The organism is Mesorhizobium album (assembly GCF_033977205.1).
In the GTDB taxonomy this organism is placed as follows: Bacteria; Pseudomonadota; Alphaproteobacteria; order Rhizobiales; family Rhizobiaceae; genus Mesorhizobium; species Mesorhizobium album.
In genome coordinates this window covers 41,268-54,265 of record NZ_JAVIIW010000032.1, presented here as the reverse complement: position 1 = coordinate 54,265, position 12,998 = coordinate 41,268, and the positions used below count along the sequence as shown (strand labels likewise).

The window sequence follows — 12,998 nt, the reverse complement described above, 5'->3', positions numbered from 1 at the left end:
CTCCAATCGCGGCGGAGGAATCCCACCCGTGCTCGGCAGTCTTGCAATGGCTCAAGTTGCGTCGCGTTGATGTAGATCAAATGCAGACACCGGAAACAAACGAGGCCCGGCAAAGGCCAGGCCTCGTCCGCTCGGCGGCCGGAGGGCAGAATAGTCCCCGCTCCTATTCTCCGCCGCCAAGCGAATGGACATAGACGGCGAGTTCCTTGACCGTCATCTCCCCCAGGCGCCCGATCCAGGCGGGCATCACCCCGCTCTTGGGGGCCCGTACCTGCGAAGCAATCGCCGCTTCGCCGGAGCCGTAGAGCCAGATCGCGTCGGTCAGGTTGGGGGCTCCAACATCCCTGTTGCCCTTCGCGTTTGCGCCATGGCAGGCGGCGCAATTGTCCGCGAAGACCTTGGCGCCGGGCTCGATCAGGCTCTTGTCATGCACCGGCCCCGAAAGACTGGCGACGAAAGCGCTGACCTGAGCGATCTGTTCGGGCTTGAGCACATCGCCAAAGGCTGGCATCTCCGACTGGCGGGTGTCGGGATCCGCGGCGAAACGAATGCCGTGCGTGATCGTCTGCTGGATCTGCTCCGTCTTGCCTCCCCAGAGCCAGTCGTCATCGTTGAGGTTCGGAAACCCTTTCGACCCTTGCGCACCGGATCCGTGGCATTGCACGCAGTTGACCTTGAATGCCGCGCCGCCGGCCGAGACGGCAAACTCGCGCAGCGCATCGTCGCCGGCGATTTCGGAGACGCTCTTGGACTGGATCGCCGCGACATATTTGGCCTTGGCGGCTTCGGCCGCTGCCATCTCGTTCTTGACGTCGTTGCGGCTGGAGAAGCCCAGGACGCCCCTGGTGGCGGAGCTGAGCATCGGCCAGGCTGGGTAGGCGATCGTGTAGGCGAGCGCCCAGGCGATGGTGACGTAGAAGGTGATCACCCACCAGCGGGGCAGCGGATTGTTGAGCTCCTTGATCCCGTCCCACTCGTGGCCGGTCGTCGCGATGCCCGAGATTTCGTCGATATGCTCGTTGCTCATGATCAATCCTCCTGGAGAGGAATCTTTGCGGCGTGGTCGGCATGCGCTTTGCCGCCCGGACGGAGCGCGAAGGCGATGCAGCCGACGAAGAAGAGGGCCATGGCAAGCAGGCCCCAACTGTCGGCAAATTCCCGCATCAAGTTGTAGTCCATAGGTTTGCCCTCCTCAGCGGTAGCCGGCGGCTTCGTCGTAATTCTTGAAGTCGACAAGCGTGCCTAGCATCTGCAGATAGGCAACCAAGGCATCCATCTCGGTCACCTGCTGCGGATTGCCGTCGAAATCGCCGACTTTGGCCTTCGGATAGCGCTTTTGCAGGCCAGCCGTGTCGGCGTTGGGATCGGCCTGCGCCATCAGATCCGCATTGGCATTGGCGATCATGTCATCGGAGTAGGGGACGCCGACACGCCGGTTGGCGACGAGATGCGTCGAGAAGTCCTTCACCTCGATCGGCTTATCCTTCAGGAAGGCGTAGCTCGGCATGATGGATTCCGGCACGACCGAACGCGGATCGGTGAGATGCTGGACGTGCCAGCTGTTGGAGTAGCGGTCGCCGACGCGCGCCAGATCCGGTCCGGTGCGCTTGGATCCCCACTGGAACGGATGATCGTACATCGACTCGGCCGCCAGGCTGTAATGTCCGTAGCGCTCCACCTCGTCGCGGAACGGCCTGATCATCTGGCTGTGGCAGAGGTAGCACCCTTCGCGCACATAGATGTTGCGTCCGGCGAGCTCCAGCGGCGAGTAGGGGCGCATGCCTTCGACCTTCTCGATCGTGTTGTCGAGATAGAAGAGCGGCGCGATCTCGACGATGCCGCCGACGGTCACGACCAGCAGGGACCCGACGAGAAGAAGCGTGGCGTTCTTCTCGATCAGAGCGTGTTTATCTATCAGGCCCATGTCTGGCTCCTTATTCGGCAGGCTGGAAAGCGGGCGCGGAACCCGGCAATGGCTGTTCTTTGCGCTGGTAGCCGAGGATGGTCATGGTGAGGTTCCATGCCATGAGCACCGCGCCGGCGAGGTACATGGCGCCGCCGGCCGCGCGCATGAGGTAGTAAGGATGCATGGCGGCGACGGTTTCGGCGAAGGAGTAGACGAGGAACCCCTGCTCGTCGTACTCACGCCACATGAGCCCCTGCATGATGCCCGAAACCCACATCACGGCCGCGTAAACCACGATCCCGAGCGTCGCCAGCCAGAAGTGCCAGGTGACGAGGCGCATGGAATAAAGCCGCTCGCGGTTCCAGAGCCTCGGAACCATGTAGTAAAGCGCGCCGAACGAGATCAGGCCGACCCAGCCAAGCGCTCCCGAATGGACGTGACCGATGGTCCAGTCTGTGTAATGCGAGAGCGAATTGACGGTCTTGATCGACATCATCGGACCTTCGAAGGTCGACATGCCGTAAAAGGCGACCGCCGCCACCATCATGCGGATGATCGGGTCCGTGCGGATCTTGTCCCAGGCGCCTGAGAGCGTCATCAGGCCGTTGATCATGCCGCCCCATGAAGGCATCCACAGCATGACCGAAAACACCATTCCGAGCGTCTGCGCCCAGTCGGGCAGGGCGGTGTAATGGAGGTGATGCGGCCCGGCCCAGATGTAGAGGAAGATCAGCGCCCAGAAGTGGATGATCGACAGGCGGTATGAATAGACCGGGCGGTTTGCCTGCTTCGGCACGAAGTAATACATCATGCCGAGGAATCCGGCCGTCAGGAAGAAGCCGACGGCATTGTGCCCGTACCACCACTGGGTGAGCGCGTCCTGAACCCCCGAGAATGCCGAGTAGCTCTTCGAACCGAGGAATGAAACCGGCATCGACAGGTTGTTGACCACATGCAGCATCGCAATGGTCACGATGAAGGAGAGGTAGAACCAGTTGGCGACGTAGATATGCGGTTCCTTGCGCTTGAGAATAGTGCCAAGAAAAAGAATGAGATACGCGACCCAGACGATCGTCAGCCAGATGTCGACATACCATTCCGGCTCGGCATATTCGCGGCTCTCTGTGATGCCCAGCAGATAGCCGGTCGCGGCCATGACGATGAAGAGCTGATAGCCCCAGAAGACGAACCAGGCGAGATTGCCGCCGAAGAGGCGCGCGCGGCACGTACGCTGCACGATATAGAGCGAGGTGCAAAGCAATGCATTGCCGCCAAAAGCGAAGACGACGCCGGAGGTATGGACTGGCCGCAGCCGGCCGAAATTGAACCAGGGCTCGATATTGAGGTGAGGGTATGCAAGCTGAAGCGCGATGACCACGCCGACCAGCATGCCGACGACGCCCCAGAACATGGTTGCGATGGCTCCGTAACGGATCGGGCCATCCATGTAGGCGGAAGGGTCGGCCGGAACCGCCGGCTTGAACTCCGCGTTGCGCAACAGGATCACGGTGAAACCAGCCACGGCGAAGAACAAAACCCACATGTGCTGGCGAAAAGCTTCATCTACGCCGAAGCCGGCGGCCACAAGGGCGGCAAAAGCAAACAGGCTTAGAAGGGCGATCTCCGTGCCAAATCTCATCGCAAGTCCCCGATCTCGAAATTCCGGCGGAAGATGACCGCCGGGAGCACCAATTCTGGATTTTCCGCCGCACGGCCTTGATTCAAGTCAAACCGAGACAGCTTTAGTTTGGGAAGCGTCGGTGTCCGCCACCGGAAGGGTGCCGTCCCGAAGTGGCCTGCGCCTGTTCAGTCGCCGCAGCGGCCCTCGATCTGCCCGGTGCTTTCCAGGCTGATGTGCCGCTTGTTTGCAATCCGGATCACGCCGTCCGAGCGCAGCCTGGACAATTCGCGGCTTACCGTCTCGATGGTCAGTCCAAGAAAATCGGCGATATCCGAGCGCGAGAGCGGCAGGTCGAAGCTGATGGAGCTTGCCGACCGGTTGGCGGGATCGATGTTTCTGGCGATCATGAGAAGGAAGCTCGCGAGTTTTTCGGATGCGGTCTTGCGCCCCAGCGCCGTCATCCAGTCGCGCGCCTCGTCGAGCTCGCTCAGAGCGTGGTTGAGCAGCCTATGCCCAAGTTCCGGCGTATCGTCCGCCATTCGATCGATGATCGTCCTTGGAAACGAGCACAGCGCCACCTTCGTCAAGGCTTCGGCCTTGATCGGCCTTTTTGGCTCGAACGGCCTGCCCAGAAAATCGGGCGCGAAATGGAATCCGACGATCTGCTGGCGACCATCCGACAGGTTTCTGGTGAGTTTGATCACGCCGGCCAGCACGTTCGAGTAGGTTCCGTCGTCCGGGAGTTCCGTCCCTGCCAGAACCTCATGCCTTGATGAGGCTCTGGCCAGCTCGGTGAGTTGGCCGGCCTTGAGCACGCCGCATAGTCCACCCCGCCGCGCTTCGCAGGATTTGCAAATCGCGGGAATGTCGGCCTGTTGAGCATCCAGTCTGGCGGTCATTGCGACGCCCGTGATCGAAAAGTGACGGCAATTTGCGCCGCTTGCGCCCTCAGCCGCCTTGATCCAGATCAAGGTTTTGCCGGTGCCGCTCAGGCAGTTTGCCCGGCATGAGCACTTCCGCCGCCGCCATCCATGCCACGCGCCCAACCCCTGCTGCGGGCCTTGGCGACAACGTGCCGCGTTACACGAGCTACCCGACGGCCCCGCACTTTCATCCGGGCGTCGATGCGGCGACTGTTCGCGGTTGGATGGATGCGCTTGCAGCCGATGACGAGATATCGCTGTATCTGCACGTCCCCTACTGCGACAGGCTGTGCTGGTTCTGCGCCTGCCATACCAAGCAGACACGCCACTATGCGCCCGTGGCCGCCTTTCTGCGCTCGCTGCATAGGGAAATCGAAACCGTCGGCGGCCTTGTGAGCGGCGGGGGCAGGGTCCGCGCGGTCCATTTCGGCGGCGGCTCCCCGACAATGCTGAAGCCCGACGACATCCTGGCGCTCGGGAGAGCGTTGCGCGATCGTTTCGACTTCCTCGATGACGCCAGTCTCAGCGTCGAGATCGACCCGAACGACATGGACGAAGGCCGGCTCGATGCCTTCGCTGCGATCGGCATGACCAGAGCAAGCCTCGGCGTCCAGGACTTCGATCCCAAAGTGCAGAAGGCGATCAACCGCGAACAGAGTTTTGCGCTTACCAAAAGCATTGTCGATGCGGTGCGCGCGCGGGGCGTTTTTTCCGTCAACCTGGACCTGCTTTACGGCCTGCCGCATCAGACCTTAGAGAGCGTTGCGGCGACTGTCGCCCAGACGCTGACGCTGACGCCGGACAGGCTGGCCCTGTTCGGCTACGCGCATGTGCCCTGGTTCAAGAAGCACCAGACGATGATCGATGAAGCATGGCTGCCCGATTCCGCGGCACGCCTGGCGCAGTCGCAGCTTGCCGCGCGACTGATCGTCGATGCCGGCTACGAGGCGTTGGGACTGGATCATTTCGCAAAGCCGCAGGATTCGTTGGCACTTGCCGCTAAGAGCGGCAAGATCCGCCGCAATTTTCAGGGCTATACCGAGGACCAGTGCGAGACCCTTATCGGGCTTGGTCCTTCCTCGATCAGCCGGTTCCGTCAGGGCTACGCGCAAAACATCGTTGCGACCGGCGAGTATGAGAAGGCCGTGAATTGCGGGCAGCTGGCGACAGCGCGCGGCATTGAGCTCAGCATCGATGATCTGGCGCGGGGCTGGGTCATCGAGCGCCTGATGTGCAACTTCACTTTCTCGGCGGTAGATCTTGTCGAACGCTTTGGCGCTGTCGGGCAAGGGCTGCTCTGTGAAGCGAGCCGCCTGGCCATCAGCGGCGCGGGCGAGCTTCTTCGGCTTGAAGGCGAAAGCTTCACCGTGCCAAAGGAAAGCCGCCCGCTCGTTCGGACGGTGGCGGCGAAGTTCGACAGATATCTCAGCAGTGGAACCGGCAGGCATTCGCTGGCGGTTTGAGCAAGTCTTTGTTTTCATGCATGTCGCCCAAAACCGCCGAGCACCTTTGGGCAACGTGCATTGGGCCGCGGATCAAAAGTGCTCGCCGATCTTGAAGGGGCCGACACGGGTGCCGGCCGAGACCAAATAAGCAGTCGACCAGCCGATCAGCAGAAAGCCGTTGATGCCTTCCAGGGCCGCCAGGATGCGCCAGCCATGGGCGGGCACCACATCTCCATAGCCGACAGTGGCAAAGGTGATGGTCGAAAAGTAGAGCGCCGTCTCGAAGTCGTTCAGGATTCCGAGCAGCCTGTAGATTCCGGCCCATAGCCAGACTTCCGCCGTCATGACCGCGAAAAGCCCCATCACGACGCTGATCATGGCGACGACCCGGCTGCGGCGGCCATGCATGCGAAAGAGCGCCACAAGACGCGCCATCACGCGCGTGATCGCGATAAGACCGAAAGTGTGGATCAGGACCGTCAGGCTGATGACGATCGTGCCGACGCTAAGATTAAGGACCATCCAGGGAATCTAGGGCCACTGCCGGTCGCAGTCCTTGCGTAAGATCAAGCCCGATATCAGCTACGCAAAACCACCGCGCACCGGTAGCGTTTGGCAAGGCAGGCCCGTTTGGCAAGCCAAACTTACTGGCCACGCGAGGCCGCGCCGGGACCGAGGCGAAAGAACATGGCGAGCTTCAGGCTCGCTGCTATGCGCTCCGCCCGCTCGACAAACACCGCCGCGGTTTCGGGCGCGAACAGCTCTGCCGCCGTTTCGCGAAAGAGAGCCAGCCAGATATTGAAATCGGCTTCGGTGACATCCTTGAGCTTCAGGTGAGCGGGCACCGGTCGGCCATTATAGTCGCCGCTCTTCAATATGACGGAACACCAGAAGTCCGTCATCTTCTCCAGATGGGGCTCCCAATCGCCGACAATCTCGCTGGCGAAGATAGGCCCGAGCCGCTCATCCTTTCTCACCTTGGAATAGAATCTGCGAACCAGGGCCCCTATCGATACCCGGTCGACGCCAGGGCGGAGCAGAGGCTGTTCGGCGGCAGGGCGAACCTTTTCAAGCAAGACGGATTTCGAAGTCATTCAGGTTCCTTATTTCTCGAGTGTTCAGGTCAAGCTCGGGCGGTGAAGGGCGGGCGGCCTGCAGAGGCCGCGGCGGTCATGGACAGGGCGCAAGCCTCAGATGTCGGGCGGCGCGCCGACCGCGCAACCGCCACTCTTGCCGCCACGGATGACGTTCGGCGTAGGTCCGGTGGAAGCCCGTCACAACATGCGCGCCTCAATTGGCGATCGAGCATGGCAGGCAGCAGATCGAACAACAGCGAAGCATTGCCAGCCCACATCTTCAAGGCAGATTCTTGCTGCGTGCGTTGAGCCGCGGCCGCATCAGCATGCCGCCGAACAGGAGCGCGTAGCCGATGAAGGCCGCAGCCCAGAACGCCGCCGACAGATGGAGGAGAATTGCCATGGCAGGCGCCATGCCGGCGCCGATGCGCAGAATGGCGGCCACGATGATGGCAACGAAAACCGCGCATGTGCCGCCGCTTGCCCTTAATTCGCGACCTGTATGGCCAAGTGTGGCGCGGGCCATGACGGCAAGCGTCATGCAGGCGATCGCTCCCACCGCAAACGCGTGAATGCCGGCCACCGTTGGGATCTGTTCCGGCGCGAAGACGCTCAGCCCGGCGAGCAGAAGCCCAACCGGAACAAAGGCGAAGGCGACATGCAGGATCAGAACCAAAGGGTCGGGCAGCGTCCGGTAGCCCGCCCAGCGGGCAAGCCGGACGGCGTTGAAGATCGCTCCCGCGACCAGCAACACGCCGGTTGCGATGTTGTCGGGAAGAAAAGTCCACGCGGCGAGCCCCACAGCCGACAGCGCGATCGTTCCGACATCGAATCTGCCGAACGATGCCGGGAGCCGGCCCGGCTTCTCGCGAACCAGCCAATTGCGGGTGAAGCTCGGAACTATCCGCCCACCGATGATCATGACGAGGACGACAATCGCTCCAAGACCGAGGCGCCGGCTCATGTCGGAGATGCCCTGGTAATGCGCTTCGGCATGGAACATGACATTTGCCGCAAAAAGGGTCGCGACCGGCAGCAGCACCTTGAGGTTCCGCCAGTTTCGTCCGGCAACGATCTCTGTCGCGGCGGCAGCCACCACCGCGAGAAGAAACGAGCAGTCTATGACTGCGCTCAGGAGCCAGCCCGTGTCTGCCGAAAAGAACACGGCCGCCCGACCCGCAATCCAGAGCAGCACGAGCGCCAGCAGGCGAAAATCCTGAACGGGAAGCCGCCCGGTCCAATTCGGAATTGCAGTCAGCAGGAAGCCCGTCACGACTGCCGGCAGATAGCCAAAGAGCAACTCGTGAACATGCCAGTCGACGGGCAGGAAGGTGCTGGAGGTTTCGAGCTTGCCGTAATAGAGAGGCAACCAAAAAAGTATCGCGGTGCCCGCTTGCAGCGAGCCGAGCAGGAAGAAGGGCCGGAACCCGTAGGAGAGAATTGCTGGATACGCGCTTGGCCGTGTCCGCGGAATTGCCATGGCATGCCTCATTCGGAACCAGGCAGGTGCCTGTTCGAGCCTTTCTCTATCCCGGCCCCGAAGGATCGAATTTGCCTTAGATCAAACAGGTGAGTGAATGGCGGCCGCGATGGGAGGCTTCACTTGTGGACGGGCCGCCGTCCGTGACAAAGTCCGGTCGGTGCCTTGAGCGCGTCGCACTGTTGAAGCCGGGGAGAAAAGCCAGTTGGCAAGCCTTGATCGATCACTGATTGCCGGACTGTCCGTCTTCGAGGGGATCGCCGCCGCCGACCTCGATCGCATAGTCGGACAGGCAAGGTCGATGCGGGTCGCCAGGGATCAGCCGGTGTTCGAGCAGGAGCAGGAGGCCCATTCGTTCTTCCTGCTGCTCGACGGCCATGTGCGCGTGGTAAAATCGACTCCGGACGGGCACGAGGTGACCGTGCGATACATAAGCCCGGGCGAGTTGATGGGGATCGCCGGCGCGCTGGGCCGGACGACCTATCCGGCAAATGCCGTCGCCGCCGTCGATTGCGTGGTGCTTGCCTGGCCAAGCCATCTCTGGCCGACATTCGCGACGAGCTTTCCGAGCTTCAGTGCCAACACCTACAAGATGGTGGGAAGCAGGCTGCAGGATGCCCACATGCGCGTCATCGAAATGTCCACCGAGCAGGTCGAACAACGCGTTGCGAATGCATTGCTCAAGCTGGTCAAACAATCGGGCAGGAAGACCGAGGAAGGGATCCTGATCGATTTCCCGATTTCGCGCCAGGACATCGCGGAGATGACGGGCACGACGCTTCACACGGTAAGCCGGCTGCTTTCGGCCTGGGAAGACCAGGGGCTGGTCAAAAGCGGGCGCCAGAAGGTTGTCGTCGTCGAGCCTCATCGGCTCGTTGTGGTCGCCGAAGGGCGTGGATCGAAAAGCTAATCCACGTCACTGCTTTTGATCGCTGCCTCGAGGTCGCGGCGAAGTTGGTCCTCGTCCAGATCATGCTCGCGCGCCGCATCGGAAACGGTGTGAAAGGAAGCTATCGGGCAGCCGACGCAGAGCATGCCGTGCTGGAGAACGACGCGGATCGCCGCCGGCGTCGCCCGCATGATCCCGTCCATCGTTGCATCGTCGCTCAGTTTGCGTTTCATGCTTCATGTCCGCATTCGCAGGCGGACATGTTGCATCCGATTTCCTGGATGCTCGTTGCGCGGAGACAAAGAGGAAGCAGTCCGATGCTGTCTTCTCACGTTTCGACGGTGCAGATCGTCGACCGTGTCAGGAACCGCTTCTCCCGCCCATTGTCGAGCGAGAACATCCCGCCGCGGCCAGGCACCACGTCTATGATGAGATCGGTATGCTTCCAGGCCTCGAATTGCGATGCGCCGATGTAGAAGGGCGCCCCGGCGATGTGGCCGAGCAGAACATCCTGGTCGCTGACGATGAAGCCGGCGCGCGGGTAGCACATGGGCGAGGAGCCGTCGCAGCAACCGCCGGATTGATGGAACAGCACCGGCCCATGCTCGGCGACAATCTCGGCGATCAGTTCAAGGGCTGCCGGCGTTGCAGTGACCTTCGCTCGCATGGGGTTCCCCATTTCCATTCATAGGCGCGGCCCTTCCGAGCCGCGCCTATGAGCCTGGGAGGCGATCAGAAGAAACCGAGCTTCTTTGGGCTGTAGCTGACCAGCATGTTCTTGGTTTGCTGGTAGTGGTCGAGCATCATTTTGTGGGTTTCGCGGCCGATACCGGACTGCTTGTAGCCGCCGAAAGCGGCGTGCGCGGGATAGGCGTGGTAGCAGTTGGTCCAGACGCGGCCGGCCTGGATCGCGCGGCCGAAGCGATAGGCACGGTTGCCGTCGCGGGTCCAGATGCCGGCGCCGAGGCCGTAGAGCGTGTCATTGGCTATCTGCAGCGCATCGTCGTCGTCCTTGAAGGTCGTGACCGAAACCACCGGCCCGAAAATCTCCTCCTGGAAGATGCGCATCTTGTTGTTGCCCTTGAACACCGTGGGCTTCACGTAATAGCCGCCGGCCAGATCGCCGGGCAGCACATTGCGTGCGCCGCCGGTCAGCACCTGTGCTCCCTCCTGCCGGCCGATGTCGATGTAGGACAGGATCTTTTCCAATTGCTCGGACGACGCCTGCGCACCGATCATCGTTGCCGGATCGAGCGGATCTCCCTGCACGATCGCCTCGACGCGCTTGAGGGCACGTTCCATGAAGGTGTCGTAGATGGACTCATGGATGAGCGCGCGGCTCGGGCAGGTGCAGACTTCGCCCTGGTTCAGCGCGAACATGACGAAGCCTTCGATCGCCTTGTCGAAGAAATCGTCGTCCTCGGCAACAACGTCCTTGAAGAAGATGTTGGGCGATTTGCCGCCGAGCTCCAGCGTGACGGGTATCAGATTCTGGCTGGCATATTGCATGATAAGCCGGCCCGTCGTGGTCTCGCCGGTGAACGCGATCTTGGCAATGCGCGCAGAGGAGGCGAGCGGCTTGCCGGCCTCGAGGCCAAAGCCGTTGACGATGTTCAGCACGCCCGGCGGCAACAGGTCCGCGATAAGATCGGCCCACAGCATGATGGCGGCCGGCGTCTGCTCGGCCGGCTTCAGCACGACGCAGTTTCCGGCTGCAAGCGCGGGAGCAAGCTTCCAGCACGCCATCAACAGCGGGAAATTCCACGGAATGATCTGGCCAACCACGCCGAGCGGCTCATGGAAATGATAGGCGACGGTATCGTCGTCGATCTGCGAAAGGCTGCCCTCCTGGCCGCGCAAGGCGCCGGCGAAATAGCGAAAATGGTCGATGGCCAAAGGCAGGTCGGCGGCAGTCGTCTCACGGATCGGCTTGCCGTTGTCCCAGGTTTCGGCGCAGGCAAGGAGATCGAGGTTTTCTTCCATGCGGTCGGCGATGCGGTTGAGGATGAGCGACCGCACGGCTACGCTGGTGCGCCCCCAGGCGTCCTTCGCGGCATGCGCGGCGTCCAGGGCGGTTTCGATGTCCTTTGCGTCCGAGCGCGCCACCTCGCACAGCAGCTGGCCGTTCACCGGCGAAAAGTTTTCGAAGTAGCGGCCGGAATGCGGCTCGGTCCATTTGCCGCCGATGAAATTGCCGTAGCGCTTGTTGAACGGCGCCTTGACGGAGCGTGAGAACTCAATCTTGTTCATGTGTCTTCCTCCCGAAGCTTACGTCGCGGGATGCGACGCTTCGGAGCAAAGACTTGCGAAATCGGCGCTTCTTGTCACCGCCTGGAGGACCGCGGGCGGGCGGCATGTGTCGCACAATTGCGACAGTCGCGTCAGGATTCGAGAGGTCAGTGAGACTTGTGGACGTCCAGGCGATTGAGCTTGCGGTGAAGCGTCGCGCGGCTGATCCCGAGCGCCTCGGCCGCAGCCGAGACATTTCCGCCTGTCCGCGCCAGCGCCCGCTGCAGGACGCCGCGCTCCGCTTCCGCGAGGACTTCGGTACCGCTCGGCGTCCAACCAAGCAGATCGGCGGCAGGGATTGGCTTCTGGAGGGATTTCCTCGTGATGCCAAGCGCCAGCTGCGCCGAGCGGGTCGCACCGATCACAAGGTCGTCGGCGTCAACCGCGATCAACGCACCGGAGTTCTTTTCGGTCGCCGGCGCGAGCACAATTCGCGCCTTGGGAAATGCCATCCTGAAATTCTCGGCTTCGATCCTGCGCGCTGCGTCGACGACGGCCACGGAAATGAGATTGGTAAAGGCTTCCGTCAGATCGGCCCGGCAGGAAGACACGTCAAGCGCGGCCACGAGCTCTCCCTCGTGGTCGTGGATCGGAGCGGTCGTGCAGCTCAGCCCGGTGTTGCGCGTATGAAAATGCTGGTCGCGGTGGATCGTCAGCGGCCGCTGTTCCACCAGACAAGTGCCGATCCCGTTGGTGCCCTGGCTCTCTTCGTTCCAGACGGAGCCTGTCCACAAGCCCCACGCATGAAAGGTCTTGTCGTCGGTGGGCGCGCCGCGCCGTTCCACCGGCACGCCCTCCCGATCGGCGAGAAGGACACAGCATCCAACGCCGCCGACGGCAAGGTAGAGCCGGTCCAGGCTCGATTGGGCAACGCGGATGAGCGGCTCGATCCGCTGTCGGGCCTCCCGGAGCTCCGTTTCCGACAGATAGCGTGGCGGACTGCAGTCGGCCGGATCGAGCCGATGCAGATTGGAAGACCGCCGCCAGGAGGCGACCAGCGCGGATTTCGCGGCGGCGTCCGAAGCGATCGCGGCCTGGATGCGGTCGGCATGATGACCGGACAACTCCTCGCCCATGCTTATCCTCCCAACCCCACAGTTCCTCCCAAAATCGGTCTGCCTTCCGGCTTCCGAGCCAGCCCTGCCTCAGGGCTGTTTTGTTCCCGCGCCCGTTTTTGCTTTCAATCGGCACACTCGTCAATTCGACAGAAGGATCATGCCCATCGGTTCATGCTTTCAAGCCTACCGGCGCGAGATTGGCAGTCATTGATCGAGAACAAAAACGACAGCCAAAGGTCGCCGCGGCCCGCCAATTGCGGTGGATCAAAGCTCGGTCCTTCTCCGCCGTATAGCTCGGTGACGACCAGTCT

Annotated in this window: 14 protein-coding genes; 2 read left to right on the top strand and 12 right to left on the bottom strand. The window is 62.0% G+C overall.

What is annotated here, in order from left to right; all coding sequences use genetic code 11:
- Nucleotides 1-163: 163 nt before the first annotated feature.
- From ccoP to RFN28_RS23945, 5 genes are all read right to left on the bottom strand, one after another.
- Nucleotides 164-1,027, bottom strand: coding sequence for a cytochrome-c oxidase, cbb3-type subunit III (ccoP, locus tag RFN28_RS23965; RefSeq protein WP_320289690.1), 864 nt, complete (start codon nucleotides 1,025-1,027; stop codon nucleotides 164-166).
- A gap of 2 nt (nucleotides 1,028-1,029) precedes the next feature.
- On the bottom strand, nucleotides 1,030-1,179 hold the full coding sequence (locus RFN28_RS23960) for a cbb3-type cytochrome c oxidase subunit 3 (protein WP_320289689.1): 150 nt from the start codon (nucleotides 1,177-1,179) through the stop codon (nucleotides 1,030-1,032).
- A gap of 13 nt (nucleotides 1,180-1,192) precedes the next feature.
- Nucleotides 1,193-1,924 (bottom strand): cytochrome-c oxidase, cbb3-type subunit II, encoded by a 732-nt coding sequence (ccoO, locus tag RFN28_RS23955; protein WP_320289688.1) that lies wholly within the window; start codon nucleotides 1,922-1,924, stop codon nucleotides 1,193-1,195.
- 10 nt (nucleotides 1,925-1,934) lie between these two features.
- Nucleotides 1,935-3,545, bottom strand: coding sequence for a cytochrome-c oxidase, cbb3-type subunit I (ccoN, locus tag RFN28_RS23950; protein ID WP_320289687.1), 1,611 nt, complete (start codon nucleotides 3,543-3,545; stop codon nucleotides 1,935-1,937).
- Between the two features lie 167 nt (nucleotides 3,546-3,712).
- On the bottom strand, nucleotides 3,713-4,426 hold the full coding sequence (locus tag RFN28_RS23945; protein ID WP_320289686.1) for a Crp/Fnr family transcriptional regulator: 714 nt from the start codon (nucleotides 4,424-4,426) through the stop codon (nucleotides 3,713-3,715).
- Between the two features lie 107 nt (nucleotides 4,427-4,533).
- On the opposite strand from RFN28_RS23945, the gene hemN reads away from it, so the two are divergent.
- On the top strand, nucleotides 4,534-5,913 hold the full coding sequence (gene hemN, locus RFN28_RS23940) for an oxygen-independent coproporphyrinogen III oxidase (protein ID WP_320289685.1): 1,380 nt from the start codon (nucleotides 4,534-4,536) through the stop codon (nucleotides 5,911-5,913).
- Between the two features lie 72 nt (nucleotides 5,914-5,985).
- Here hemN and RFN28_RS23935 read toward each other — a convergent pair whose 3' ends face one another.
- The 3 genes from RFN28_RS23935 to RFN28_RS23925 form a co-directional block, all read right to left on the bottom strand.
- Nucleotides 5,986-6,417 carry a potassium channel family protein gene (locus RFN28_RS23935; RefSeq protein ID WP_320289684.1) on the bottom strand — a complete coding sequence of 144 codons (432 nt, stop codon included), beginning with the start codon at nucleotides 6,415-6,417 and terminating at the stop codon, nucleotides 5,986-5,988.
- Nucleotides 6,418-6,539: 122 nt separating this feature from the next.
- Complete coding sequence (locus tag RFN28_RS23930; protein WP_320289683.1) at nucleotides 6,540-6,989, bottom strand: group III truncated hemoglobin; 450 nt, start codon at nucleotides 6,987-6,989, stop codon at nucleotides 6,540-6,542.
- 262 nt (nucleotides 6,990-7,251) lie between these two features.
- The gene (locus tag RFN28_RS23925; protein ID WP_320289682.1) at nucleotides 7,252-8,451 is read right to left on the bottom strand and encodes an NnrS family protein; all 1,200 of its coding nucleotides are present in this window, start codon (nucleotides 8,449-8,451) and stop codon (nucleotides 7,252-7,254) included.
- Between the two features lie 205 nt (nucleotides 8,452-8,656).
- On the opposite strand from RFN28_RS23925, the gene RFN28_RS23920 reads away from it, so the two are divergent.
- Nucleotides 8,657-9,361, top strand: a complete 705-nt coding sequence (locus tag RFN28_RS23920) for a Crp/Fnr family transcriptional regulator (RefSeq protein WP_320289681.1) — start codon at nucleotides 8,657-8,659, stop codon at nucleotides 9,359-9,361.
- Here RFN28_RS23920 and RFN28_RS23915 read toward each other — a convergent pair.
- The 4 genes from RFN28_RS23915 to RFN28_RS23900 all read right to left on the bottom strand — a co-directional run bounded on the left by RFN28_RS23915 (nucleotide 9,358) and on the right by RFN28_RS23900 (nucleotide 12,705).
- A complete protein-coding gene (locus RFN28_RS23915) occupies nucleotides 9,358-9,573 on the bottom strand; it encodes a DUF1858 domain-containing protein (protein ID WP_320289680.1) in 216 nt (71 codons plus the stop codon). The two genes, RFN28_RS23920 and RFN28_RS23915, sit on opposite strands and share 4 nt — an antisense overlap.
- 95 nt (nucleotides 9,574-9,668) lie before the next feature.
- Complete coding sequence (locus RFN28_RS23910; RefSeq protein WP_320289679.1) at nucleotides 9,669-10,007, bottom strand: DUF779 domain-containing protein; 339 nt, start codon at nucleotides 10,005-10,007, stop codon at nucleotides 9,669-9,671.
- Between the two features lie 65 nt (nucleotides 10,008-10,072).
- On the bottom strand, nucleotides 10,073-11,590 hold the full coding sequence (gene adh / locus RFN28_RS23905; RefSeq protein WP_320289678.1) for an aldehyde dehydrogenase: 1,518 nt from the start codon (nucleotides 11,588-11,590) through the stop codon (nucleotides 10,073-10,075).
- A 146-nt stretch (nucleotides 11,591-11,736) separates the two neighbouring features.
- Nucleotides 11,737-12,705 (bottom strand): helix-turn-helix domain-containing protein, encoded by a 969-nt coding sequence (locus tag RFN28_RS23900; RefSeq protein ID WP_320289677.1) that lies wholly within the window; start codon nucleotides 12,703-12,705, stop codon nucleotides 11,737-11,739.
- Nucleotides 12,706-12,998 lie beyond the last annotated feature (293 nt).